Source organism: Micromonospora mirobrigensis (assembly GCF_900091555.1).
Lineage (GTDB): Bacteria > Actinomycetota > Actinomycetes > Mycobacteriales > Micromonosporaceae > Micromonospora > Micromonospora mirobrigensis.
In genome coordinates, this window is sequence record NZ_FMCX01000005.1 from 289515 (window position 1) to 312942 (window position 23428).

Consider the following 23428-nt stretch of genomic DNA (forward strand, 5'->3'; position numbering starts at 1 on the left):
GGTGGGGTGGGGTGGGGTTTGTCATATTGAGGGGAATCGAAGGGTGGGGTTGGGTGCAGGGATGGGGCGGATCGCGTACGACGAGGAGCAGGCCGGCGCCTTCGCCGCCGGGCGGGGGCTGGGGCCGGACGGGTCGGGGGCCTGGCGGGCCGCCGTGGCGCGGCACCTGCCGGCCCGGCCGGGAGTGCGGCTGCTGGACCTGGGGGCGGGGACCGGAGTCTGGTCCGTCGCCTTCCGGCAGTGGTACGCCGCGGAGGTGCTGGCCGTCGAGCCGGCCGCGGCGATGCGGGCGCGGTGCGCGTACCCGGTGGTGGTCGGCGGTCGCGCGGAGGCCCTGCCGGTCGCGGCGGCCAGCCTGGACGGCGCGTGGATCTCCACGGTGATCCACCACCTGCCCGACCTGCCCGCGGTGGCCGCCGAGCTGCGTCGGGCGCTCCGGCCGGGCGCGCCCGTGCTGATCCGGTCCGTCTTCGCGGGCCGGGGCGGCGGGGTGAGCCTGTTCCGGTGGTTCCCGGAGGCGTTGCGGGTGGTGGAGACCTATCCGACGGTGGCCGAGGTATGCGCGGCGTTCGGGACGGCGGGGTTCGAGCCGGTCGCCCTCGAGTCGGTGCCGCAGGTCAGCGCGCCGTCGCTGGCGGCGGCCGCGGCGGGCCTGCGCCGGGCGGCGCACACCCCGCTGGTGCTGCTCGACGACGCCGACTACGAGCGCGGCGTGGCACGGCTGCGGGCCGCCGCCGACCGGACGCCGCGGGCGCCGGTGGTGGACTCGCTGGACCTGCTGGTGCTGCGCTGAGCGGAGCCGGACACGACGATGGCCGGGTCCGCCGACCCGGCCATCACCGTGTTACCCCCTGGAAAAGACTCAATACGTGCCGTCCAGCTGCCCCCGCAGCTTGGTCAGCGCCCGGGCCAGCAGCCGGGAGACGTGCATCTGCGAGACGCCGATCTGCTCGGCGATCTGCGACTGGGTCAGGTTGCCGTAGAAGCGCAGCGTGAGGATCTTCTGCTCGCGCTCGTCCAGCGTGGCCAGCGCAGGGCCGAGGGCGACCCGCAGCTCGGCCAGCTCGAACTCGTTGTCCTCGCCGCCGAGCATGTCACCCAGCTCGGTGGCCCGGTCGCCGTCGCCGGTCGGGGTGGACAGCGACACCGCGTTGTAGGCGCGGGCGCCCTCCAGGCCCTCCAGGACCTCTTCCTCGGTGAGCTTGAGGTGGGCGGCGATGTCGGCGACCGTCGGGGACCGGCCGAGGGTCTGCAGCAGCGAGCTGTTGGCGTCGGAGATGGCCAGCCGCAGCTCCTGGAGGCGACGCGGCACCCGGATGTCCCAGGTGCGGTCGCGGAAGTGCCGCTTCAGCTCGCCGATGATGGTCGGGATGGCGTAGCCGGCGAAGTCGACGCCGCGGGTGGGGTCGAACTTGTCGATCGCCTTGATCAGGCCGACGGCGGCGGTCTGCGCCAGGTCGTCGGTCGGCTCGCCCCGGCCGCTGTAGCGGTGCGCCAGGTGGTTGGCGAGCGGCAGCCAGGCCTCGATGGCCTTGTCGCGCATGGCGGCGCGCGAGGGGTGGTTCGCCGGCAGGGCGGCCATCGCGTTCAGCAGGTCGGCGGCGCTGTCGGTCAGCGCCCGCGGGTCCAGCTTCTCGGTGGTCGTCGGCACTACGGTGGCCGCCTGCTCGGTGGTCGTCGGCGCGGTCATGGGTGGTCCTCCCTGCACCTCGTCCGCGGATAAAAGACGTGACGCTTTGGTTTAACTTCAGATGGGCCGTTCGGGAGTCACCTTAGCCTGATCGGCTCGCGGAAATCTAGCCGAAAGTACGATGTACTTAAGTTATTTTCAGGCAGATAAGCCGCTATCCGGACAAAGATCCAGGCTTTGTGATCGCTGTTACCGGTACGGACGGCCCACCGTGACCCGCCGATCACCCGGCGTCGACCCGCCAGCCGTCGCCGCCGCCCGGCCGATCGGCAAGAAGAAACCCGACAACCGGCGTCGAGTGTCGGGTTTCCGTCGTTGTTCCGCCGCTGGGACGCGCCGTAGCGTCGCTGGGACAGTTCCCTGGTTGGAGGCCCCGTGCTCGACCCCACCGCACCTCAGATCGTGGTGCAGTGCCGGACGCTCTCCTTCAGTTGGCTGCCCGCCGACCCGGACGCGGTCGCCGCCCTCGTGCCCGCCGGCCTGCGGCCCCGGCCGGACCGCCAGGTCTTCCTGAGCCAGTACGTGGTGGACGACGAGACCCAGACCTCCGGGTTCGGCGCCTACTCGCTGACCTACCTGGGCGTCACCCTGGTCGGAGCGGACGCGCCCGGTGGCCATCCCGGCGGCTGGTGGACCCACTACCTCGCCTCCAGCCCCCGGGTGCGGCAGTATGCCGTTGCCCGGGGCGCCCCGGCGGCTCCCGGCCGCACCAGCATCGACGTGCGCGGCGACCGGTTGACGGCGGTGACCGAGGCCGACGGGCGACCCCTGATCCGGTCCCGCTGCCAGGTCGGTGACACCGGCACCCGGATCCGCAGCGGCCTCAACCGCATCCTCACCACCCGGGACGGGCGACTGCTCAGCGGGATCTACCCGTTCCTCGCCGAACCGGTGACGCCGTTCGAGGTCGAGTCGGTGGAGTTCCTCGACCCCGGGCACCCGGTGTACGCGCTGCGCCCGGCCAACCCGTTGACCATCGACTGGGGTTTCTACACCCCGCGCGCCTCGTTCGCCTATCCCGGCGGGCTGAGCAGTTGGGAGCCCGACGAGCCAGCCGAGGTGGGCCGCCTGCCCGAGGAGCCCGCGCCGGCGCCCGCCGGCGGTCAGAAGGTGCCGGCCCGCCGGGCCCGCAGCGGCCTGCCGTCCGGGTCGTAGACCAGCCGGTAGGCCGGCAGCGCCCAGACCCGGGTGTACCACGGCAGCCGCTCCGGCTGGTGCGGGCGCAGCCGCCCCGGCGGGCGGGGCCCTACCCGGCCGCCGTCGTGCCAGCGCTGCAACTCCCGGGCCGCCGAGACGATGGCCTCGACCGCGGTCGCCGGGTCCAGCAGGTCGTCGTCCTCGGCCCCGTCGGGGTCCCGGTCCAGGTGCTCCCGCCACAGCCGCAGCCGCAGGTCGCGGGCGAAGACCCGGGCCCCGTCGCCGTGGCCGCCCGGGTCGGTGGGCCGGCGCTCGTCGCGGGTCTCGTCGAGCACCGCGCAGGACAGTTCGCTGTCGTGGGTCCACGACCGCCGGTTGAAGTTGTCGCTGCCGACGCTGGACCAGGTGTCGTCGACCACGCACACCTTGGCGTGCACATAGACCGGCTCGCCGGCGTGGTTCTCCACGTCGAAGACGTGCACCCGGTCCGGGGCGGCCTTCTGGCAGAGCGAGATCGCCTGCTCCCGGCCGACCAGGTTCGGCGGCAGGGCCAGCGCGCCGTCCACGTCCGGGTGCCGGGGGACCACCGCCACCAGGTGCAGCTCCGGGTTGGCGCGCAGCGCCTGGGCGAACAGCTCCGCCACCTCGGTCGACCAGAGGTACTGGTCCTCCAGGTAGACCAGCCGCCGGGCCCGGCGCACCGCCTTGGTGTACCCGCGGGCCACGGTCCGCTCACCGTCCGGGGCGAAGGAGTACCGGGGGCGTACCGCGGGGTAGGTGCGCAGCACCTGGATCTGGTGCGGGCCGCACGGCGGCGGGTCGGCCGGCTGGTCCGGCAGTGGGTCCGGGCGCAGGTCCGAGCCGCGCAGCCGGTCCCGCAGGTAGGCCATCGGGTTCTCCGAGTCCAGCGGCATCGGGTCGGTCCAGCGCTCCCGGAAGGTGGTGTCCAGCGCCCCGACCACCGGCCCGCGCAGCGCCAGCTGCACGTCGTGCCAGGGCGGGTGCGGGCCGTACTTCGGGGACATCACCACGGCCTGCGGGTCGCCGCCGTGGTCGGCGTCGTCGCGGCGGCTGTGGCACAGGTCGATCCCGCCGGCGAAGGCGATGTCCCGTTCCGGGGCGCCGGGGTGGCGCAGCACGACCAGCTTCTGGTGGTGCGAGCCGCCGCGGCGCACCCGCTGGTCGAGCAGCACCTCACCGCCGGCCGCGCAGACCGCCTCGCTCAGGCTGCGGTTCTCCGCCTCGCTGTAGGAGAGCGAGTCGAGGTGGGAGCGCCAGAGCAGCCCCTTGACCACCACCCCGCGTTGGGCCGCCCGGGCGAACAGCTGGACCACCGTCGGGCCGTCCGGGCGCATCCGCTCGTCCGGGTCGCCGCGCCAGTCGGTGAAGAAGAGATGATCCCCACGCTCCAGCGCCTCCACCTCGCTGACCAGGCGATCGAAGTACGCGGCGCCGTGAATTAACGGCTCGGCAAGGTTTCCGGTCGTCCAGACGGGTAACTCCGAGACCGGGTTGGCGCGTTCCTGCTCGGTGAGGAACCAGTCCCGCAGCGTCACGTTCCAGCCCCCCGAGGTCGACGACGTCCTCACGGTATGACCCCCGCGACGGTCGCGCACCTCCGGCCCCCTGGTCGGATCCGGCCGCACGCGGACGGCGTACCGCAAACCGACAACGCCGAGGAGGCCACCCCATGCCCGCCGAGACGACGAACACCGTGACCGAGTACCGCGAGCCGGCGGTCGAGGGGGAGCGGGGTGCGCTGGTGGCGGTGTTGGTGATGGTGCTGCTGGGGGTGGCGGGGATCTTCGCTGTCTCCTGATCCGGGTACGCCGCGGGGCGTCCCGGCCGACGGCCGGGACGCCCCGCGTGGAACGGCTGGGCTCAGGAGTCGGTGTGCGGCATCCGGCCCGCCGGGACGACACCGAGCCGGCCGGCCTGGAAGTCCTCCACGGCCTGCATGAGCTCGGCCCGGGTGTTCATCACGAACGGCCCGTAGTGCGCCACCGGCTCCCGGATGGGCTGTCCGCCCATGATGTAGAGCTCCAGCGCCGGGGTGTTGGCGTCCTGCCGCGCGTCCGCGGTGACCCGCAGCGCGTCGCCCGGGCCGTGCACCGCGAGCTGGCCGGTGTGGATCGGCCGGCGGTCGGTGCCGACCGTGCCGCGCCCGGCCAGCACGTAGACCAGCGCGTTGAAGTCGGCCCGCCAGGGCAGGCTCAGCTCGGCGCCCGGCTGCACCGTCACGTGGGTGATGGTGATCGGGGTGTGGGTCGAGCCGGGCCCCTGGTGGCCGGCGACCTCGCCGGCGATCACCCGGATCAGCGCGCCGCCGTCCGGCGTGGTGAGCAGGGCCGACTCGCGTCCCCGGATGTCCTGGTAGCGGGGCGCGATCATCTTGGCCACCTTGGGCAGGTTCACCCAGAGCTGGAGGCCGTGGAAGAGGCCACCACTGGTCACCAGGTGCTCCGGCGGCGCCTCGATGTGCAGCAGCCCGCTGCCGGCCGTCATCCACTGGGTGTCGCCGTCGGTGATGGTGCCGCCGCCGCCCTGCGAGTCCTGGTGGTCCATGATCCCGTCGATCATGTAGGTCACCGTCTCGAAGCCGCGGTGCGGGTGCCACGGGGTGCCCTTCGGCTCGCCCGGCGCGTAGTCGACCTCACCCATCTGGTCCAGGTGGATGAACGGGTCCAGTTCGCTCATCGGCACGCCGGCGAACGCCCGGCGCACCGGGAAGCCCTCGCCCTCGTAGCCGCTGGGCGCGGTGGTGAGCCGGCGGACCGGCCGGTAGGCGGTCGACTCGTCGAGCCGGGGCAGGCGGGGCAGGACCAGGACGTCGTCCACGGTGATCGCGGGCATTTCGAACTCCTTAGCTGTCGCGGTGGGTGGCCGACGCGTCGCGGTCGGCGCGCAGGCGCCGGCCGAGCCGTTCGAAGACCCGGGTGAGGCAGGCGACCTCGGCGTCGTCGAGGTCGTCCATCAGGTGGGTGCGCACCGAGCGCAGGTGGTGCGGCGCCGCCTCGCGCAGCGCGAGCAGGCCGGCGGCGGTGAGCACGGCCTCGCTGCCCCGGCGGTCGCCCGGGCAGCTCTCCTTGGCCACCAGGCCGCGCTTTTGCATCGAGGTGATCTGGTACGTCAGGCGGCTGGGCGAGAAGACCAGCCGGCCGGCCAGCTCGCCCATCCGCAGCCGCTGGCCGGGAGTCTCGGAGAGCAGCACCAGCACGTGGTAGTCGGCGAAGCTCAGCTCGCTGTCGGCGCGCAGGTCGTCCTCCAGCTGGGTGAACAGCCGTTGGCTCGACTCGATGTACGCCCGCCAGCAGGCCATCCGTTCGGCGTCCAGGCTCTCGTTCACGGCACCACGATAGCACTCCTTGAAATTTGAACAACCTCGGTCTGAGCTGTCGACCGCGGAAACGCCGCCGAGACGTGGCAAAATTCCTCAGAATTTGAAGCACGCGGCCGGGAAATCTGACTGCCGCCGACGCGGGCCCCGTGCCAGACTCCGGCACCGTGGAACCCGTCGACCTCGCCGCCCCCGGCCTGTCCCTGCGCCCCTGGCGGGTGACGGACACCCCGGGCGTGCTCACGGCCCTCACCGACCCGGCGACCGCCCGCTGGAACCCGCAGGCGGTCACCGACGAGGCGGGAGCCGCCGAGTGGCTCCGCCGGCGGATGGACGCCGACGACGGCGCGATCTCCCTCGCCGTGACCGACACCGCCGACGGCGCCCTGCTCGGCGCCGTCTCGCTGCACCACATCCACGGCGAGGACGCGCAGGTCGGCTACTGGACCACCGCAGCGGCCCGCGGCCGGCGAGTCGCCACCCGCGCCGTCACCGTGCTCACCGGCTGGGGTTTCGACCGGCTCGGGCTGCACCGCATCGAGCTGTGCCACGCCGTACCGAACGTCGCCTCCTGCCGGGTCGCCGAGCGGGCCGGGTACGCCGCCGAAGGGGTGCTGCGCCAGTCCCACCGCTACGGCGACGGCCGACGGTACGACGAGCACCTGCACGCCCGGCTCGCCACCGACCCGCCGCCCACGCTCTAGGGTCGGAGGCGTGGACGATCTCGACCTGCTCGACTGGCGCGAACGCGTCGCCCGGCTCTACCTCTCCGACCTCGACCTGGCCGGCTTCCGGGCCGCCCGCGACGAGCTCTTCGCCACCCACCCGAGCAGCCCGCTGCCGCCGCCGGCCCGGGCCGGCTTCACCGGGCTGCCCTGGTTCCCGCCGAACCCGGAGGCCGTGGTCGAGGCGCCGCTGCGCCCGGCCACCGGCGAGTTGGAGATCGACACCGGCGGGCCGGACGGGGTGGTCCGCTACCGCCGGTTCGCCGTCGCCGCCACACCCTGGGGCGAGCTGACCCTCTGGTGGATCGAGGCGTACGGGGGTGGGCTGTTCGTGCCGGTCCGCGACGGCACCAGCGGACTCCAGACGTACGGCGGCGGTCGCTATCTCACCGACACCGTCAAGGGCACCTTCGGCCGGGGGCTGACCGTGCTGCCCGGCGAGCGGGTCCGGCTCGACGCCAACTACCTCTACAACCCGTCCTGCGCCTACGACGACCGGTGGGCCTGCCCTCTCGCGCCACCGGAGAACCGTCTCGACGTGCCGATCCAGGCCGGCGAGCTGGCCTGGCAGGCGTGAACGGCCGACGCTCCCGGCGCGAACCGCACCGGGAGCGTCGAACGGGTGGGCCTCAGCGGGCCGTCGCGCCGGTGGGCGTCAGGTGCATCCGTCCCAGCAGCTGCCGCGCCCGGTCGGCCAGGTCGGTCTCCACGGTCACCGCGTACTGGCCGGCGCGCAGCGAGCTGGCCGAGGTGAAGTCGCGCCGGCCACCCGTCATCGCGTGCGCCACCGCCCCGAACACCGCGCCCCAGATGGCGCCGATCACCAACCCGACCAGGATCACCGCGATCCAGTTGCCGGCGGTGAAGATGCCGAACAGCAGGCCGATGAAGAGGCCGAACCAGGCGCCCGTACCGGCGCCCACGGCCGCCGCCCGGCCCGTGTTCATCCGCCCCAGCACCGTCTCCACCAGCGTCAGGTTCGTGCCGACGATCGAGGTCCGCTCCACCGGGAACCGGTTGTCGGCCAGATAGTCGACCACCCGCTGCGCGGACGGATAGTCCGGGTACGAGCCGATCGTCACGGTCGGCGTTGCGCCCTGCGGACCGTGGCCGTCACCACCGGGCGGTTCCGGCCGGCCGGCCGGACCGGGCGGCATGTTGTCCCCACCGGGCATTCCGGGTTGCCAGGCGGCGGTCGGTGTCGAAGGTCTGGTCATCAGCATCCTCCTTCGTCGACGCCTCGCGTTCCCGGCCCGACGACCGGTAACCCGCCCGGCCCCGGCCGATCCCGCCGGCCCGGGGGAGGAATGCGGCCGACGCGACCGGGGTAACCCGCCCCGTGCAGAGCGGACGGATCAGCGAGCACGGCTTCCTGGCCGACGGCCGCAGCGCGGCCCTGGTCGACCGGGCCGGCGCGGTGAACTGGTGGTGCCCGGCCCGGTTCGACGGGCCGTCGGTCTTCGGCCGGCTGCTCGGCGACGACGGTGGGCACTGGTCGATCCGGCCCGAGGGCGACTTCACCAGCGAACGGTCGTACCTGGACGACACGCTGGTGCTGCGTACGGTGTTCCACACCCCGCATGGATCCGTCGCGGTCACCGACGCGCTCGGGCTTGAGCCCGGTGCCCGGGGTCACGACATCGGGCGGCGCTCACCGGGCGTACTGGCCCGGCTGGTGGAGGGGCTCTCCGGGGAGGTACCGATGCGGCTGGACTATCGGCCGCGCTTCGAGTACGGGCGGGTCACCGCGTACCTCACCGAGAGCGACGGTCTGGTCTGGGCCGTCGCCGGGGCGGACCGGCTCGCCCTGCGCGGCGCCGTGCCGTTGGAATACGGCGTGGGGGAGGCGAGCGCCCGGTTCACCGCGCGGGCCGGGCAGCCGTACGGCTTCACCCTCGGCTACGCGGCCACCTTCGGCGACGCCGAGCCGGTGGCGCCCAACGCCGAGAAGGTGGTCGCCGAGACGGTCGCCGGCTGGCGGTCCTGGGCCGGCCTGCACGACTACCAGGGGCTCTACCGGGACGAGGTGCGGCGCAGCGCCATGGTGGTGCAGGGGATGACCTACGGGCCCAGCGGCGCGATCGTCGCCGCCGCCACCACCTCGCTCCCCGAGGAGATCGGTGGCGACCGCAATTACGACTACCGCTTCGTCTGGGTCCGCGACTTCTGCCTGACCCTCCAGGCGCTCTGGCTGGCGGCCTGCCCCGACGAGGCGAACCGGCAGTTCTCCTGGGTGTCCCGGGCGATGGGCCGGATCGGCGAGGACCCGGTGCCCATCATGTACGGCGTCCAGGGCGAACGGGACCTCACCGAGCACGCCCTCGGTCACCTGCCCGGGTACGACGACAGCCGGCCGGTCCTGGTCGGCAACGACGCGTGGAAGCAGCGGCAGACCGACGTGCTCGGCGAGATCCTCGACGCGGCCTGGCTGATGCGGCACTACCTGGACCCGATGGCCCCGGAGGTCCGCCAGCTGTTGCGTGACCTCGCCGACCAGGCGACCACCGACTGGCGCCGCCCCGACGCCGGCATGTGGGAGGCGCGCGACGCCGAGCGGCACTACGTCTCCTCCAAGGTGCAGTGCTGGACGGCGCTGGACCGGGCGGTGCGGTTCGGTGCGCGGATCGGCGATCCGGCCGACGTCGCCCGCTGGGCCGCGGCCCGGGACGAGCTCCGCGCGGCGGTGCTGACCCGGGGCTGGAACGAGCGGCTCGGGGCGTACACCGGGGCGTTCGACTCCGACGACCTGGACGCCTCGGTGCTGCTGATGCCGCTGGTGGGCTTCCTGCCGGCGACGGACCCGCGGATGCGCGCGACCATGGACCTGATCGAGCAACGGCTCGGCCACGACGGCCTGCTGCGCCGCTGGGACACCGACCCGGCGGGGTTCGTCATCTGCTCGTTCTGGCTGGCCGGCTGCCTCGCCGAGGCCGGCGAGGTGCACCGGGCCGCCGAACTCTTCGAGCAGCTCGCCGCCCGGGTCAACGACCTGGGCCTCTTCGCCGAGCAGATCGACCCGGTCAGCGGGGAACAGCTCGGCAACTTCCCGCAGGCCTTCTCGCACATCGGACTGATCAACACCGCCGGCCGGATCACCGACGCGCTCGCCCGGTCGGCCGCGACGTCCACCGCACCCGCCGTGCCGACCGGCGCGGCGTCGAGGGAGGGAGCACGGCGATGACCGGACGACTGGACGGCAAGAAGGCCCTGATCACCGGATCGGACTCGGGTATCGGGCAGGCCACCGCGATCGAGTTCGGCCGGGAGGGCGCCGACGTCGTGGTGCACTACCTGCACGACCACGCCGGGGCCAACCACACGAAGGCCGAGATCGAACGGGCCGGACGGCGGGCGGTGGTGGTGCAGGGGGACATCAGCGTCGAGCACCAGGTGGACGCGATGTTCGACGAGGCGCTGGCGGAGTTCGGGACGCTGGACATCCTGATGAACGACGCCGGGGTGGACGCGTCCGGCATCCCCGTGGCCGACCTGGACACCGAGACCTGGGACCGGTGCATCCGGACCAACCTCTACGGCATGTTCTTCTGCTCCCGCCGGTTCGTCCGGCACCGCAGGGACGCGGGCGGCGGCGGTCGGATCATCAACATCACCTCCGTCCACCAGGAGGTGGCCCGGGCCGGCGGCGCCGACTACGACGCCAGCAAGGGCGGCATGCTGGAGCTGGCCAAGAGCCTCGCGCTGGAGGTGGCGCCGATGCGGATGAACGTCAACAACATCGGCCCCGGGATGGTGCTCACGCCGTTCAACCAGGAGGCCATCGACAACCCGGACTACCTGCACGAGCAGGTGCAGAGCATCCCGTGGAAGCGGGCCGCCGAGCCGGGGGAGATCGCCAAGCTCGCCGTCTTCCTGGCCAGCGACGACGCCGACTACGTGACCGGCTCGACCTACTTCATGGACGGCGGGCTGATGCAGAACCAGGGCCAGGGGGCCTGAGCGCGCCACGCCGGGCGGCCGAGCGCGCCGCCCGGCACGATGGGGGCATGCGTCTCGTCGTCACCGCCGACACCCACGTCCCGAAGCGGGCCCGGGACCTGCCCGAACCGCTCTGGGCCGCGATCGACGCCGCCGACGTCGTCCTGCACGCCGGGGACTGGGTGGACGAGACGCTGCTGGACGCGGTGCAGGCCCGCGCCCGCCGGCTGGTCGGGGTGTACGGCAACAACGACGGCCCGCCGCTGCGCGCCCGGCTGCCCGAGGTGGCCCGGGTCGAGCTGGCCGGGCTCCGCGTCGCCGTCGTGCACGAGACCGGCCCGAAGCAGCGCCGTGAGGAACGCTGCGCAGCCCGGTTCCCCGACTGCGACCTGCTGGTCTTCGGCCACTCCCACATCCCGTGGGACAGCGTCGCCCCGGACGGCCTGCGGCTGCTCAACCCCGGGTCGCCCACCGACCGGCGAGCTCAGCCGTACGCTACGTACCTGACCGCGCGGGTGGCGGCGGGGCGGCTCGACGAGGTCGAGCTGCACCGCCTGCCCCCGCGTGGCGGTCACTGACCGCGGCCGGTCTCCGCCTGGAGCTCGTCGATCCGCTTCGAGGCCTCGGCCTTGGTCAGGTCGTCCGGCACCTCGGCGCCGGCCTCCTGGGCCAGGGTGTGCAGGTACGACTCCTGGGCGGCGGTCGGCGGCTCCTCACCGGTGACCCACTCGTCGGGGTCCTTGATGGCGCCCTGCGGATTGGCGTTGTTGCGGTTGGCGTCGGTCATCATCAGTCCTCTCCTCGAACACCTGTGCCAGTACCCCGGTGGTGTCGGCTTCATTCCGCCCCGACGCCGCATACGATCACCTGATGGACTCGGGTGTGGTGGTGGTCGGCGCCGGGATCGCCGGGGTGGCGTGCGCGGTGGAGCTGACGCGGGCCGGGGTGCCGGTGGAGATCCGCGAACGCGGACGGGTCGCCGGCGGCCGGATGGCCAGCAAGCGCTTCGACGGGCGCCCCGCCGATCTCGGCGCCGCCTACTTCACCGTCGACGATCCCGACTTCGCCGAGGTCGCAGGGGAGTGGCGGACGGCCGGGCTGGCCCGGGAGTGGACCGACACCTTCGTCGCGTACGACCGTCAGGGCCGGCGGGAACGCCCCGGTCCGATGCGCTGGGCGGCCCCCGGCGGCCTGCGCTCCCTGGTCGAACACCTGGCCCGGGACCTGCCGCTCACCGTGGACCGGCTGGTGCTCGGGGTGGAGCCCGGCCCGGTCGTCGACGGTCGACCGTGCGCCGCGGTGGCGCTGGCGATGCCCGGCCCGCAGGCGGCCCTGTTGCTCGATCCGGCGCTGGCCGAGGCGACCCGGGCGGTGCAGGACCAGCAGTGGACGGCCGCGCTCACCGGGGTGTTGCGCTTCCCCGGGCGACGGTGGGCCGACTTCCGGGGCGCCTTCGTCAACGACCACCCGGTGCTCGCCGTGGTCTGCGACGACGGCGACCGGCGCGGGGACGCCGCCCCGGTGCTGGTCGCGCACACCACCCCGGAGTTCGCCGCCCCGCACCTGGCCCAGCCGAGCGCCGCCGGGCCGGCCATCGAGGAGGCGGTCCGGGACCTGCTCGGGCTCGCCCAGCCGGCCGAGCTGGTGCACGTGCACCGCTGGACGTACGCAAAGCCGGCGTCGACCGCCGAGGGGACTTTTCACCTGGACGCCGACGGCATCGGGTTGGCCGGGGACGCCTTCGGCGGCAAGCCCCGGGTGCAGACCGCCTGGCGCTCCGGCCGGGACCTGGGACGCGCCCTGGCCGCCCGGCTCACCGCCTGACCCGCTCAGCCGTTCGCACCGGCCGGTGCCGGTTCCTTGGCGGAGCCGCGTTCCGACGCGTCCTGGGTGCGCTCGCCCTCCCGGTCGAGCAGCTGCATCACCGGGGTGGCGGCCACCCCGTGCACCACCACCGACACCAGCACCACCAGGCCGGCCATCGCCCAGACGAGCTGCGCCTGCTGGAACTCCGTCTTGGTCGTGGCGTACGCCAGGTAGTAGAACGAGCCGACGCCCCGGATGCCGAACGCGGAGATCACCCAGTGCTCCGCCGGCCGGCCGGGCGCCCCGCGCAGCGACAACCAGCCCGCCAGCGGGCGGATCACGAAGATCAGGGCCAGCCCCACCGCGGCGGCCTGCCAGGTCAGCGGCTTGAGCAGCCCGCCGACGATCGCGCCGCCGAAGAGCAGCAGCAGCATCACGGTGAGCAGCCGCTCCACCTGCTCGGCGAAGTCGTGCAGCACCGAGTGGAACTCGTGGGTCCGCTCGGCCGCCCGGATCGCCCGCGCGGCCACGAAGACGGCGAGGAAGCCGTACCCGCCGGCCACCTCGACCAGCCCGTACGCCAGGAAGGTCGCGGCCAGGGCCAGGAAGCCCTCGGCGTGCTTGGCCAGCCGGATCTCCCTGGGCGCCCGGAAGAAGAGCTTGCCGAGCAGCCAGCCGATCAGCAGGCCGCCGCCCACCCCGACGGCGAGCTTGTAGAGCACGTCGACGGCGAACCACTCGGCGAACCAGTCGGCCGGGGCGAGGCTGGTGGAGGCGATGGCGATCGCCGCGTACACGAAGGGGAAGGCCAGGCCGTCGTTGAGCCCGGCCTCGGAGGTGAGGGCGAAGCGCACCTCGTCCTCGGAGTCCTCCGCGTCGGTCGGCTCGCCGACCTGCACGTCGGAGGCGAGCACCGGGTCGGTGGGGGCCAGCGCGGCACCCAGCAGCAGCGCGGTGGCCGGGACCAGGCCCGCCCACCACCAGCCGAGCAGCGCCACCGCCGCGATGCACAGCGGCATGGCGATGGCCAGCAGCCGCCAGGTCGACGACCAGCGGCGCCAGCTCAGCGGCCGGTCGATCTTCAGGCCGGCGCCCATCAGGGCGACGATCACCCCCACCTCGGTCAGGTGGGTGGTGAACGTGTCGAAGCGGAGCGGGTCGGGCACGGGCAGCCCGACCGGGAGCAGGAACACCAGCATGCCCAGCCCCAGGAAGGCGATCGGCATGGACAGGGGTCGGCGTTCCAGCACGCGGGGCAGGATCCCCGCGAGCAGGGCGCCGATCCCCACCACTGCGAACGCCACGTCTACCGGCTCCACGACACCACCCTTCGGCCTCGCCCGTGCCTCGGGGAGGTGGTGACACTCCTTGCCCTGCGGACCACCCGGCCAATCGTGACTGTCCGGGTTGTCCGGGTGATCGTCACCGCAGGGCGGCGATGGGGCTCTCCGCCAGGCCGGCCAGCAGCGCCGCCGGGTCGTCGTAGACGGCCACCGCGCCCGCGCCGGCCAGCTCGCCGCGGCTGGTGCCGCCGCAGGCCAGCCCGATGCAGGGGATGTCCAGCTTGCCGGCCGCCGCCACGTCCCAGACCGAGTCGCCGACGAAGACCACCTCGGCGGCGTCCAGCCCGGCCTGCTCCAGCGCGGCGATCAGGATGTCCGGCGCCGGCTTGCTCTGCTGCGCGTCGGCCGAACTGGTCACCGTGTCGATCACGTCGTCGGCGTCGAGCACCTTGCGCAGCGCGGCCAGCTCGTGCTCGGCGGCGGAGGTGGCCAGCACCACCCGCAGCCCCCGCGCCGCGCAGGCCCGCAACAGCTCCCTGGCGCCGGGCAGCGGGGCCAGCCGTTCGAACCAGCCGGCGAAGAGGCTGTCGTGGGCGTCGCGGAGCCTGTCGTCCTGGTCCCGGTCGCGTTCCGCGCCGAGCAGGTGGTCGAGGAGCTTGTCCGAGCCCATTCCGATGGACCTGTGGATGACCGCCATGGGCACCCGGTGGTCGGCCTGCCGTAGTGCCTCCCACCAGGCGACGGTGTGCAGGTAGGTCGTGTCGACGAGGGTCCCGTCGACGTCGAGGAGGACTCCGCTGCGCTTCAGATCGGGCATGGCGCTCCTCCTACCCGTCAGAACCGCCCGCGACGCCTGGCCGGTCGGCCGGGATGAGGATCTCGAACCAGACGGTCGAGCCGCGCACCGTCGGGTCGGTGCCCCAGGCGTCGCTCAGCTCCTCGATCAGCCCGAGTCCCCGACCCCGGCTGCTCAGCGTGTCGGTCTGGGCGCGGGTCACCGTGCCGCGGGTGCCGGAGTCGGCGACCGAGACCAGCAGCCGTTCCGGGCTGAGGTCGACCGCCACCCGGGCGGCCGTGCCGGCGTGCAGCAGCGCGTTGGTGGTCAGCTCGCTGGTGCACAGCACCGCCGCGCCGATCACCTGCTCGGGCACCTGCCACTCGGTGAGCTGGCCGGTCATCCAGTGTCGGACCCGGCTCGGCGCGGTCGGCTCGGCCGGCACCTCCATGCTCGCCGACCGGCTCGGCCGGACCGCGTGCTCCACCGCCAGCACCGCGACGTCGTCCTCGGTGGCGCCGGGCACCGCCGCGCTGGCCACCGCGCAGAGCGCCCGGGGGTCGCCGCTGCCCGCCCCGGCCACCGCCGCCGCCAGCCCGTCCAGCCCCGCCGACAGGTCCTTACAGCGTCGCTCGACCACCCCGTCGCTGAACATCAGCAGGGTGTCGCCGGCGGTGAACGGCACGGTGGCCGTACCCGGCCGGCAGCCCAGCCCCAGCGGCGGGCCGGCGGGCAGGTCGACGTAGCGGGCGGTGCCCGTGCCGTCCGGGGCGCAGCGCCGGATCAGCGGCGCCGGGTGCCCGGCGCTGGCCAGGGTGACCTGCTGCGACTCCAGGTCGATCACCCCGAAGACCACCGTGACGAACAGCTCGTGGGTGTCGGCCTCGGTGCCGAGGCTGGCGACCAGCCGGTCGAGGCCGCCGAGCACCGCGTCCGGGCGGGGGTCGCTCAGCGCCAGCGCACGCAGCGCGGCGCGGACCTGCCCCATCCGGGCGGCGGCCTGCACGTCGTGGCCCGCCACGTCGCCCAGCACCACGCCCAGCCCGCCGCTGGGCAGGGTGAACGCGTCGTAGAAGTCGCCACCGGCGGCGTTGCCGTCGACGCCCGGCTCGTAGCGGGCGGCGATCCGCAGCCGAGGCATCGCCGGCAGGTGCTCCGGCAGCATGCTGCGTTGCAGCAGCTGGGCGGTGCCGTGCTGGGTCTCGAACCGGCGGGCCCGCTCGGCGGCCTGGCCGACCAGCTCCACCGCCGCGGCGAGCAGGGCCCGTTCCGCGCCGGTCCAGACGTGCGCCTCCTGGTAGCCCACCGCCAGCGCGCCGCGGATCACCGACGAGCGCAGCGGCAGCGCCGCCAGCGCCCGGATCTTCTGGTCGTGCCGGTCCACCGCGTTGTCCCGCAGCGGCTGCCCGTCGGTGATCAGGAACGGCACCCCGCTGCGGGCGGTGGCGATCGCCGGGGCGGCGGAGTCGCCGGCGGCCCGCCGCCACAGCGGTGGCAGTCGCTCGTCCGCCTCGTCCAGCAGCTCGCCGCGGACCCGCCGCACGGTCCGCCAGTTGCTGCCCTCGTCGATCGCGAAGGCCACCCGGTCGGCGTCGAACGACCCCAGCGCGTAGCGCAGGGTCACCCGCGCCACGTCGTCCAGGGTGAGCGTGCCGGCCAGCGCGGCGGCGAAGTCGCTGAGGCTCTGCAACTGCTGGGTGACCTGGCTGGTCTGCACCAGCACGCTCAGCACGCCGACGATGCGGCCCGCGCTGTCCTGCACCGCCGCGTGCGCCCGGGTGAAGGCGACCCGGCCGGCCGTGCCGAGGCTGCGGTGGATCGGCAGCGTCGAGTCGCGTTCCAGGAACGGCTCGCCCCGCCGGTAGGCGCGCTCGATCACCTCGGCGGCGCCGGGGGTGTGCCAGACGTCGGCGAAGACCTCGGCGGCGGGCCGACCGATCGCGGCGGGGTGCCGGGCGCCGAGCACCTCGGCGTACCCCTCGTTGTAGAGCAGCAGGAAGTCGTCGCCGTAGAGCAGGCACATCGGCACCGGCGAGGCGAGCACGACGTCGATGACCGCGCGTACGGCGGGGTCCCACCGCTCGCGGGGGCCCAGCGGGGTGTCGCCCCACGGGTGGGCGAGCACCGCGGTCGCCGCGTCGGTGGGCTCGGGAGCCTCCGTGGGAGCGGGAGCGGATGGGGTGGGAACTCGCCCGACCGTGCCTGGCATGGAGGCAGCCTATCCGGAGCCCTCGACGGTCGCCCCGATCGCGCCGGCCGGCCCGGCCCGACGGAGGATTACGCCAGTTCAGGGCCGGTCTGCCGGCCGATGTCGGGAAAATCCGCCAGGTGGCTGCGGCGTGCTGCCCGATCGAGGGGGTATGCGGGCGGCGCTAGTCCATGCGACAGGAGGGACATCATGCCGAAAACCCTCGCGGTCGGGCAGGCCGACATCGGTTCCGCCCTGACCGACTTCTGGAGGTCGGTGCTGCTCTTCATCCCGAGGGCCATCGCGTTCATCGTGATCCTCGTGGTGGGCTGGCTCATCGCCCGAGCCGTGCTGAAGATCGTGGACGCGGCACTGGAACGGGTCGGGTTCGACCGGGCGGTCGAACGCGGCGGCATCAAACGCGCGCTGGAACGGACCAAGTACGACGCCAGTGACATCCTGGCCAAACTGGCCTACTACGCCGTGCTGCTGTTCACCCTGCAGTTCGCCTTCGGGGTGTGGGGACCCAACGCGATCAGTGACCTGATCCGCGGCGTGATCTCCTGGCTGCCCAGGGCGTTCGTGGCGATCGTCATCGTGGTCGTGGCCGCGGCCATCGCCAACGCGGTGAAGGATCTGATCACCGGGGCGCTGGGCGGGCTGTCGTACGGCAAGGTGCTGGCGGACCTGACCGCCGTGTTCATCCTGGCGCTCGGTGTCATCGCCGCGCTCAACCAGGTGGGCATCGCGACCACGGTCACGACGCCGGTGCTGATCGCGGTCTTGGCGACGGTGGCCGGCATCCTGATCGTCGGCGTCGGCGGTGGTCTGGTCAAGCCGATGCAGAACCGCTGGGACGGCTGGCTCAACCGGATGGCCGAGGAGTCCCGGGCGATCCAGGCGCAGCGGCAGGGGCAGAACGCCGGGCGCAGCGACTACGAGCGGCAGATGGCCGACCGTGGTGGTCAGCGTACCCAGGTGATGCCGGAGTCCTCGATGACCGGATCGCGCGGCGGCCGGCCGGGGGACGAGACCCAGCAGTTCGGTCGGCCGAACGGCTGAGCCGGACGACGGTGCGACGAGGGTGTCCGCGGGGCGATCGCGGGCACCCTCCGCCGCGCCCGGACCAGGTGCCGGGGATCCAGCGCGCGGGTCGGGGAGCGGACCGCCAGCAGGCAAGGTCCCAACGCGCACCGGTGAACCGACCGGCGGGCCCGTCAGACCACGGGGGAGGCGGGCGAACCCGCCTCCCCCGTACGCGCCACCGCCGGTCACCTAGCCGACGGTCACTCCTGGGCCTCGACCGGGCCGAGCTGGTGTCCGAGCCTGGTCACCTTCGTACGCAGGTAGCCGAAGTTGTCGGCGTTGACGAAGGAGGTGGTCGGCACCCGCTCGGTCACCTCGATGCCGCACTCCCGCAATCCGGCGATCTTCTCGGGATTGTTCGTGAGGAGGCGGATCCGGGTGATGCCGAGGCTGTGCAGCATCTGCGCGGCGGCATCGTAGCGGCGAGCGTCGACGGGCATGTCCAGACTGAGGTTGGCGTCCACCGTGTCCAGCCCCTGCTCCTGCAACGCATAGGCGTCGATCTTGTTGTACAGGCCGATGCCCCGCCCCTCCTGGCGCAGGTACAACAGCACCCCTCCCTGCGCCCTGATCAGCTCGATGGCCTCGTTGAGCTGGGGCCCGCAGTCGCATCGCGCCGAGCCGAGAACATCTCCGGTCAGGCATTCCGAGTGCATGCGGACCAGCGGTACCGAGTCCTCCGGCCCCGGCCAGTGCACGGCCAGGTGTTCAGCTCCGTCGCAGAGAGCGTCGAAGCTGTAGAGGTGTGGCTCCTGGGCCCCGTTGGAACTCCACAGCGGCAGGGTGATCCGCTGGCGGATCGGTACGTTCTCGGCGGGTGCCGCGACGACCTGAAGCACGGCGCCGTCGCCGGCCGTACTCATGTTCACCATTGCTGTCTCCTTGCTCATCGCAGGCTGTCGAGGACGTGGCCGTTGGCGGGTCGTAGTTGCCGCGACCTGCGGAGGTCGACCTGGACGTAGACCCGGTGCAGCCACCGGTCAGTGCCGTCGAAGCGAGGCTGATAGGCGGTGCGGCCATGGACGCTGATCCGGTTGTCGACCACCGCGAGGTCGCCCACCTGGAGTTTGATCTCGTGCGTGACCTCTCCCATCGCCCGCCCGAGCCGGGCGAGCGCCTCGGTGGCCTCGGCGTCGACCGCCTTCGTGACGGCGAAGTCGACGCAGAGGTCGGGGTCCTCGACGGCGCCGTGCAGCACCGGGCCGACCTGAGCCTCCATCAGCTCGCCGAAGGAGCGCGGCGGCGAGGTGCGGAAGCGTGGCTGCCGAAGCGTGGCGATCGTCCGGTCGTCCAGCAGCGGCAGCGCGCGCCGCACCGACGACAGCCGGAGCCCGGCCTCCCCGGCGGGATCGGCGCGGACGCAGAGCAGCAGGACATAGTCCGGCCGGTACGGATGGAAGGCGTTCTCGGTGTGCATCAGGAGTTCCACCGCCCCGGCGTTGCTCTGGTCGGTTCTCAACTCCGGCACCGGAACGACGTCCTGGACCAGCGCCCCGGACTTCTCCTGCCGATACGCCACCGGGTGGCCGAGCTGCTGGGCGAGCAGCATCAGCGCGGCCGACGCCAGGCTCGGGACCCGGCGTACCGAGCCGGCCACGGTCGGGGTGGCGGGTGTGGCGCGGTCGGTGGGCACACCGCCGAGCACCATGGCACCCGCGGGCCCGCTGTCGTACCCGAAGCAGACGAGCGGGTCGCGGATCACGGCCGGCAGGGTGGCGCCGGCCAGGCGTACCTGCTGGAGCCAGCCCTGGTCGTCGAGGTGGGCGTCGTCGAGGCAGAGCGAGCCGGCCGTCTCGGCGAGCTGGCGCGTCGCGGGTTCCGCCAGGCGGTGGCGCGGTGGGGGTGGCACCTCGCGGCCGACCGACCGGCGATCGAGTTGAATGACGGATTGTGGCATGTGTGCTCCCGGTCAAGGTGGCGTGCGATGGGCAGGGCGGCGCGGCACAGGCTCCGCCCCGGTTGGGCGCGGTGCGCTCAGGTCGCGGCCAGCTTCTGGTAGATGGCCAGGTAACCGTCGACCATGGTGTCCTGGCTGAACCGTTCGACGACCCGGGCGCGACACGCGTACGGGTCGAGACCCGCCAGGTCAGGGACCGCCTCGCACAGTTCGTCGACAGTGGTCCGAACGAAGCCGGTGACCCCGTCGGCGACCAGTTCTCGCGCCGAACCCCGATCCAGCACCAGCACCGGCACTCCGCACGCCATGGCCTCGGCCATCACCAGGCCGAACGGCTCCTCCCAGTGGATCGGCAGGACCATCGCGGCGGCACCCTGGATCAGCTCCACCTTCTGCGGGCCGTCGACCTCACCGATCATGCGGATCTGGTCGCCGTCGACGTACGGCGCGACCTGGGCGTCGTAGAAGGCTCGGTCGGAGGGATCCACCCGGCCGGCGATGACCAGTCGGCGCCCGGTCGCCAGGGCGATCCGCACGGCGTCCGCGGTGCCCTTGCGCTCGCTGAGCGTCGCCATGTGCAGCAGGTAGTTCCGCCCGTCGAGGCGTCTCGGGTCGAGCGTGAACCGGTCGATGTCGATGCCGTTGTAGACGGTGTCGATCCAGTTCAGGTCGGTGACACCGAACCGACGCTGGCTGTCGCTGATGGAGACGAAGGCGGCCTCCCGCGCGTGCTCGTACACCGGGCGGATGACCTCCCAGCCGGTGGTGCCGTGCACGGTGGTGACCATCGGCAGCGGTGCGAAGCGGCGGAACGGAAGTGCGGCGGTCGAGTGGTTGTGCAGGACGTCGAAGTCCGTCATCTGCTGCAGCGACTCCGAGGCGTGCACCACCTCCCGCTGCCAGTCGAAGCTGTCCCGGTCGGTCAGTCGGGTGCTGACCAGCCGTGCCCGGGTCCGGGAGGCCGGGTGGGCGAAGAGGGTCACCTCGTGACCCCGGTCGACGAGTGCGTCGGTCAGTTCGGCGATCACCCGCTCGACCCCGCCGTAGCCGACGGGCGGACAAGGAAGGTAGGGGGGCGCGAGTTGTGCGATCCTCATGCGGGTCCTCTCCTGCGCGGATCGGGATTGGTTGTGGAACGGCGACGCCGAGTCGCCCGTACGGCGACGGGCGGGTTCAGCCGAAGACGACCTGGGGCCGCGCGTCGTCACCATCGATCGACCAGCGGAAGACGCGACCGTCCCAACCTGCGGTGACCGGGTCGCTGCCAGCCCAGGTCACCGAGCTGATCGCGTTGGCGTGCGCCTCCAGCCGGCGGCTGCCGGCCAGCTCAGCGGTGTCGGTGAACCACCACAGGCGAGCGGTGAAGTCGTACCCCCCGGTCAGCAGGACGGGGCGGCCGTCGCAGTGGCCCCAGGCCACCGCCTTGACCGACTCGTCGTGGCCGACCAGTACCGTCAGCAGCTCACCGGTGTCGACATCGTGAATCCGAACCGTCCGGTCGCGCGAGGCGGTCGCGAGCACCTCCCGCGAGCCGATCCGGGTCACCGAGCCGCTGTTGATCAGCTCGCCGTGCCCGGTGAACATCCGCAGCAGCGCGCCGTCGGAGCTGATCAGACGCGCGGTGCGGTCCGTGGAGACCGCGAGCAGGCGCTGGTCGTCGACCCAGCTGACGTCCTTCACCGCACCGTCGTGGCCGTAGTAGGCGGTTTCCGGGACCAGCGCGCCGTCCTGCCACCGGTAGACGTCCAGCGTGCCTTCGTAGTCGGCGACGGCCATCCGGTTGCCGTCCGGCGACCAGGCCACCCGGTTGATCGGGTGCAGCCGCCGCACCGACGCCACCGGCTCGCCCTCGAGGGTGCAGACCCAGACCAGGCCGGAGAAGGTCCCGGCCGCCACCAGACCTGCGTGGGGGTGCAGCGAGACGGTGTTGACCAGGCTCCCGTCGCCCCCGGGCAGCCGGCGGGGTGTCGAGCCGGCGAGCCAGACACCGCCGTCGTCACAGCCCAGCGCGATGACGTCCCGGTGGCTGCTGACGTGGTTGACGCCGCACGTGGTGGTGGTGGGCGTCAGCTCGACCGTCTCGACGTCGCCGTGCACGGTGTCGCCGAGCTGGTCGGGCACAGGGAGCAGGGCGGGAGCGGCGGCGGTGGTCCCGGAGATGAGATGACGTCCGTCCGGTGCCCAGTCCAACGACCGCGGCCACAGGTGTGGCCCCGACCAGCGGACCAGCTCCTCGCCGGTGGACACCGACCAGATCCGCACCGTGCTGTCGTAGGCCCCGATGGCGACGTGACGCTGGTCGGGGGACCAGGCGACCGACTTGACCGCCGTCTCGTACGGGCCGATCTTTCCGAGCAGCTCGCCGTCGCGCTCCAGCAGATGGACATGCCCGTCGTCGCAACTCGCGGCGAGGATGGTCCCGTCGGGCGACCAGCGGCACATCTCGGCGTGGCCGGCCTGACCCAGCTCGGCGAGGCATGCGCCTTGCAGGTCCCAGATCCGGATGACGGCGTCCTCGCCGCAGGTCGCCACGGCGTCCGCCGAGGCGTCGACGAACATGCAGTGATCGGCGTGACTGAGCACGGTGTCGCGCAGCATGCCGTCGGTGAGGTCCCAGACCCGACCGGTGCCGTCCTGTGAGACGGTCACCAGGGCATCGTCCGAGAGCCAGCTGACGCAGTTGAGGTCGTCGGGCTGGCGCGAGAGCACGTTGACGAGCTGCCCGGTCCGGGTGTCCCAGACCTGGCAGGTCTTGTCGGCGGAGACGCTGGCGAGCCGATCGCCGCTGGGAGCGAACCGCACCCCGTTGACGAGGCGATGATGCTGGCCGGTCCACCGGGGCTGGCCGGTTGCCCGGTCGTACAGCACCACGCGGCCGTCGTAGCCGCCGGTGGCGAACCATCGGTTGTCACCGCTGAAGGCCACGCAGGTCTGCGGGGAGGCGTGCGGAGTGCCCCCCTGCTGGGGGAGAGTGGCGTGCCGGACCGAGATGTCCATCTCATACATTGAAGTCCTCGATTCTGGAGGGTCTGTGGGGCGGGCGGCCACGAGCAGCCGTCAGGAAGCCCTGATCGGCCGGCATGGGTCGGGCCGCGGAAGACCGAGGCGTGACTGGTTCGCGTTGTCGGCTCTGGATGCGCCCCGCCTGCGGGCCCGGGGCTGGACCGGGTCGACGGAGCGGCTGTGCGGACGTCGACATCACCCCGTGGACGTCACACTGGCAAAGGCCGTCGATCTGAGCCGCTCTTCACGTTATAGCGGCCCATCGCTGAGTGTCAAGGTTTCAATACGCACTCGGCCCGGGCAGTAAATATAGTCAGTTCTCGATGTATATACGTCAGGTGGTGGGTGGTTCGGGTGTTCACGTCAGTGCCATTTGTCACTCCATAGTGGTAGGACTGGAGTGTCGACGGAGGGCTCTTCGCTGGTCGTTTCGGTAGATCAAATCGTGCCCTGCCAGCGGCCCGAGCTGCCCATTCCTCAGGTTGGACCGTGTTCTCCAAAATGGATCATGAGTGCTTGATCGCTTTGACAGTCGGTGGCGTCCGCCATAGCATCGGCGAAGGAT

The 23428-nt window shown here is 72.7% G+C and carries 23 protein-coding genes; 10 read left to right on the forward strand and 13 right to left on the reverse strand.

Going from position 1 to position 23428, the window contains the following annotated elements; all coding sequences use genetic code 11:
* Positions 1-61: 61 nt before the first annotated feature.
* Complete coding sequence (locus tag GA0070564_RS18505) at positions 62-793, forward strand: class I SAM-dependent methyltransferase (RefSeq protein WP_091609918.1); 732 nt, start codon at positions 62-64, stop codon at positions 791-793.
* A 69-nt stretch (positions 794-862) separates the two neighbouring features.
* On the opposite strand, the gene GA0070564_RS18510 is transcribed toward GA0070564_RS18505, so the two are convergent.
* A complete protein-coding gene (locus GA0070564_RS18510; RefSeq protein WP_091609919.1) occupies positions 863-1690 on the reverse strand; it encodes a SigB/SigF/SigG family RNA polymerase sigma factor in 828 nt (275 codons plus the stop codon).
* 375 nt (positions 1691-2065) lie between these two features.
* Here GA0070564_RS18510 and GA0070564_RS18515 point away from each other — a divergent pair, with 375 nt between their 5' ends.
* Entirely contained in the window at positions 2066-2845 is a 780-nt protein-coding gene (locus GA0070564_RS18515) for an acetoacetate decarboxylase family protein (RefSeq protein WP_091609920.1), read from the forward strand.
* Here the strand turns inward: GA0070564_RS18515 and GA0070564_RS18520 are convergent.
* A complete protein-coding gene (locus GA0070564_RS18520) occupies positions 2794-4383 on the reverse strand; it encodes a phospholipase D family protein (RefSeq protein WP_091609921.1) in 1590 nt (529 codons plus the stop codon). The genes GA0070564_RS18515 and GA0070564_RS18520 overlap by 52 nt on opposite strands.
* A gap of 134 nt (positions 4384-4517) precedes the next feature.
* On the opposite strand from GA0070564_RS18520, the gene GA0070564_RS30245 reads away from it, so the two are divergent.
* A complete protein-coding gene (locus GA0070564_RS30245; protein WP_269458920.1) occupies positions 4518-4646 on the forward strand; it encodes a hypothetical protein in 129 nt (42 codons plus the stop codon).
* A gap of 62 nt (positions 4647-4708) precedes the next feature.
* Here the strand turns inward: GA0070564_RS30245 and GA0070564_RS18525 are convergent, their stop codons facing one another.
* Positions 4709-5680 carry a pirin family protein gene (locus GA0070564_RS18525; RefSeq protein WP_091609922.1) on the reverse strand — a complete coding sequence of 324 codons (972 nt, stop codon included), beginning with the start codon at positions 5678-5680 and terminating at the stop codon, positions 4709-4711.
* 10 nt (positions 5681-5690) lie between these two features.
* Positions 5691-6173, reverse strand: coding sequence for a MarR family winged helix-turn-helix transcriptional regulator (locus tag GA0070564_RS18530; RefSeq protein ID WP_091609923.1), 483 nt, complete (start codon positions 6171-6173; stop codon positions 5691-5693).
* A 158-nt stretch (positions 6174-6331) separates the two neighbouring features.
* Between GA0070564_RS18530 and GA0070564_RS18535 the strand changes: the two genes are divergently transcribed.
* The gene (locus GA0070564_RS18535; RefSeq protein ID WP_091610345.1) at positions 6332-6868 is read left to right on the forward strand and encodes a GNAT family N-acetyltransferase; all 537 of its coding nucleotides are present in this window, start codon (positions 6332-6334) and stop codon (positions 6866-6868) included.
* Positions 6869-6878: 10 nt separating this feature from the next.
* The gene (locus tag GA0070564_RS18540) at positions 6879-7466 is read left to right on the forward strand and encodes a DUF1684 domain-containing protein (RefSeq protein ID WP_091609924.1); all 588 of its coding nucleotides are present in this window, start codon (positions 6879-6881) and stop codon (positions 7464-7466) included.
* Positions 7467-7518: 52 nt separating this feature from the next.
* Here GA0070564_RS18540 and GA0070564_RS18545 read toward each other — a convergent pair whose 3' ends face one another.
* The gene (locus tag GA0070564_RS18545; RefSeq protein ID WP_091610347.1) at positions 7519-8106 is read right to left on the reverse strand and encodes a YflT domain-containing protein; all 588 of its coding nucleotides are present in this window, start codon (positions 8104-8106) and stop codon (positions 7519-7521) included.
* 122 nt (positions 8107-8228) lie between these two features.
* On the opposite strand from GA0070564_RS18545, the gene GA0070564_RS18550 reads away from it, so the two are divergent.
* Genes GA0070564_RS18550 through GA0070564_RS18560 form a run of 3 tightly spaced genes read left to right on the forward strand, consistent with a single transcriptional unit; the run spans position 8229 to position 11403 of the window.
* Positions 8229-10070 (forward strand): glycoside hydrolase family 15 protein, encoded by a 1842-nt coding sequence (locus GA0070564_RS18550; protein WP_091609925.1) that lies wholly within the window; start codon positions 8229-8231, stop codon positions 10068-10070.
* Positions 10067-10846, forward strand: coding sequence for a glucose 1-dehydrogenase (locus GA0070564_RS18555; RefSeq protein WP_091609926.1), 780 nt, complete (start codon positions 10067-10069; stop codon positions 10844-10846). Before GA0070564_RS18550 ends, GA0070564_RS18555 begins: the two co-directional genes overlap by 4 nt.
* Before the next feature lie 47 nt (positions 10847-10893).
* Complete coding sequence (locus tag GA0070564_RS18560) at positions 10894-11403, forward strand: metallophosphoesterase family protein (RefSeq protein ID WP_091609927.1); 510 nt, start codon at positions 10894-10896, stop codon at positions 11401-11403.
* Here GA0070564_RS18560 and GA0070564_RS18565 read toward each other — a convergent pair.
* Positions 11397-11615 (reverse strand): DUF3072 domain-containing protein, encoded by a 219-nt coding sequence (locus GA0070564_RS18565; RefSeq protein WP_091609928.1) that lies wholly within the window; start codon positions 11613-11615, stop codon positions 11397-11399. The genes GA0070564_RS18560 and GA0070564_RS18565 overlap by 7 nt on opposite strands.
* A 92-nt stretch (positions 11616-11707) precedes the next feature.
* On the opposite strand from GA0070564_RS18565, the gene GA0070564_RS18570 reads away from it, so the two are divergent.
* Positions 11708-12649: an NAD(P)/FAD-dependent oxidoreductase gene (locus GA0070564_RS18570; RefSeq protein ID WP_141714819.1), complete on the forward strand. Its 942-nt coding sequence runs from the start codon at positions 11708-11710 to the stop codon at positions 12647-12649.
* Positions 12650-12654: 5 nt separating this feature from the next.
* On the opposite strand, the gene GA0070564_RS18575 is transcribed toward GA0070564_RS18570, so the two are convergent.
* The 3 genes from GA0070564_RS18575 to GA0070564_RS18585 all read right to left on the reverse strand — a co-directional run bounded on the left by GA0070564_RS18575 (position 12655) and on the right by GA0070564_RS18585 (position 16898).
* Positions 12655-13950, reverse strand: coding sequence for a cation:proton antiporter (locus GA0070564_RS18575; protein ID WP_091609930.1), 1296 nt, complete (start codon positions 13948-13950; stop codon positions 12655-12657).
* Positions 13951-14053: 103 nt separating this feature from the next.
* Positions 14054-14731: an HAD family hydrolase gene (locus GA0070564_RS18580; protein ID WP_091609931.1), complete on the reverse strand. Its 678-nt coding sequence runs from the start codon at positions 14729-14731 to the stop codon at positions 14054-14056.
* Positions 14732-14741: 10 nt separating this feature from the next.
* Entirely contained in the window at positions 14742-16898 is a 2157-nt protein-coding gene (locus GA0070564_RS18585) for an ATP-binding SpoIIE family protein phosphatase (RefSeq protein ID WP_091609932.1), read from the reverse strand.
* A 189-nt stretch (positions 16899-17087) separates the two neighbouring features.
* Here GA0070564_RS18585 and GA0070564_RS18590 point away from each other — a divergent pair, with 189 nt between their 5' ends.
* Complete coding sequence (locus tag GA0070564_RS18590) at positions 17088-17939, forward strand: mechanosensitive ion channel family protein (protein ID WP_091609933.1); 852 nt, start codon at positions 17088-17090, stop codon at positions 17937-17939.
* Positions 17940-18163: 224 nt separating this feature from the next.
* Here the strand turns inward: GA0070564_RS18590 and ribA are convergent, their stop codons facing one another.
* The 4 genes from ribA to GA0070564_RS18615 form a co-directional block, all read right to left on the reverse strand.
* A complete protein-coding gene (gene ribA / locus GA0070564_RS18595; protein ID WP_342672562.1) occupies positions 18164-18835 on the reverse strand; it encodes a GTP cyclohydrolase II in 672 nt (223 codons plus the stop codon).
* Positions 18836-18849: 14 nt separating this feature from the next.
* Positions 18850-19860 (reverse strand): TauD/TfdA family dioxygenase, encoded by a 1011-nt coding sequence (locus GA0070564_RS18600; protein ID WP_091609934.1) that lies wholly within the window; start codon positions 19858-19860, stop codon positions 18850-18852.
* 77 nt (positions 19861-19937) lie between these two features.
* Entirely contained in the window at positions 19938-20957 is a 1020-nt protein-coding gene (locus GA0070564_RS29635) for a glycosyltransferase family 4 protein (RefSeq protein WP_218104960.1), read from the reverse strand.
* Between the two features lie 76 nt (positions 20958-21033).
* Entirely contained in the window at positions 21034-22857 is a 1824-nt protein-coding gene (locus GA0070564_RS18615; RefSeq protein ID WP_218104961.1) for a WD40 repeat domain-containing protein, read from the reverse strand.
* Between the last annotated feature and the right edge of the window lie 571 nt (positions 22858-23428).

What these genes read in the sequence shown, in the direction of transcription:
- GA0070564_RS29635 (WP_218104960.1), bottom strand. Translation starts at nt 20,957, where the DNA reads ATGAGGATCGCACAACTCGCGCCCCCCTACCTTCCTTGTCCGCCCGTC.
- GA0070564_RS18600 (WP_091609934.1), bottom strand. Translation starts at nt 19,860, where the DNA reads ATGCCACAATCCGTCATTCAACTCGATCGCCGGTCGGTCGGCCGCGAG.
- GA0070564_RS18615 (WP_218104961.1), bottom strand. Translation starts at nt 22,857, where the DNA reads ATGGACATCTCGGTCCGGCACGCCACTCTCCCCCAGCAGGGGGGCACT.
- GA0070564_RS18525 (WP_091609922.1), bottom strand. Translation starts at nt 5,680, where the DNA reads ATGCCCGCGATCACCGTGGACGACGTCCTGGTCCTGCCCCGCCTGCCC.
- GA0070564_RS30245 (WP_269458920.1), top strand. Translation starts at nt 4,518, where the DNA reads ATGCCCGCCGAGACGACGAACACCGTGACCGAGTACCGCGAGCCGGCG.
- GA0070564_RS18580 (WP_091609931.1), bottom strand. Translation starts at nt 14,731, where the DNA reads ATGCCCGATCTGAAGCGCAGCGGAGTCCTCCTCGACGTCGACGGGACC.
- GA0070564_RS18505 (WP_091609918.1), top strand. Translation starts at nt 62, where the DNA reads ATGGGGCGGATCGCGTACGACGAGGAGCAGGCCGGCGCCTTCGCCGCC.
- GA0070564_RS18560 (WP_091609927.1), top strand. Translation starts at nt 10,894, where the DNA reads ATGCGTCTCGTCGTCACCGCCGACACCCACGTCCCGAAGCGGGCCCGG.
- GA0070564_RS18545 (WP_091610347.1), bottom strand. Translation starts at nt 8,106, where the DNA reads ATGACCAGACCTTCGACACCGACCGCCGCCTGGCAACCCGGAATGCCC.
- GA0070564_RS18590 (WP_091609933.1), top strand. Translation starts at nt 17,088, where the DNA reads ATGCCGAAAACCCTCGCGGTCGGGCAGGCCGACATCGGTTCCGCCCTG.
- ribA (WP_342672562.1), bottom strand. Translation starts at nt 18,835, where the DNA reads ATGGTGAACATGAGTACGGCCGGCGACGGCGCCGTGCTTCAGGTCGTC.
- GA0070564_RS18585 (WP_091609932.1), bottom strand. Translation starts at nt 16,898, where the DNA reads ATGCCAGGCACGGTCGGGCGAGTTCCCACCCCATCCGCTCCCGCTCCC.
- GA0070564_RS18565 (WP_091609928.1), bottom strand. Translation starts at nt 11,615, where the DNA reads ATGATGACCGACGCCAACCGCAACAACGCCAATCCGCAGGGCGCCATC.
- GA0070564_RS18555 (WP_091609926.1), top strand. Translation starts at nt 10,067, where the DNA reads ATGACCGGACGACTGGACGGCAAGAAGGCCCTGATCACCGGATCGGAC.
- GA0070564_RS18510 (WP_091609919.1), bottom strand. Translation starts at nt 1,690, where the DNA reads ATGACCGCGCCGACGACCACCGAGCAGGCGGCCACCGTAGTGCCGACG.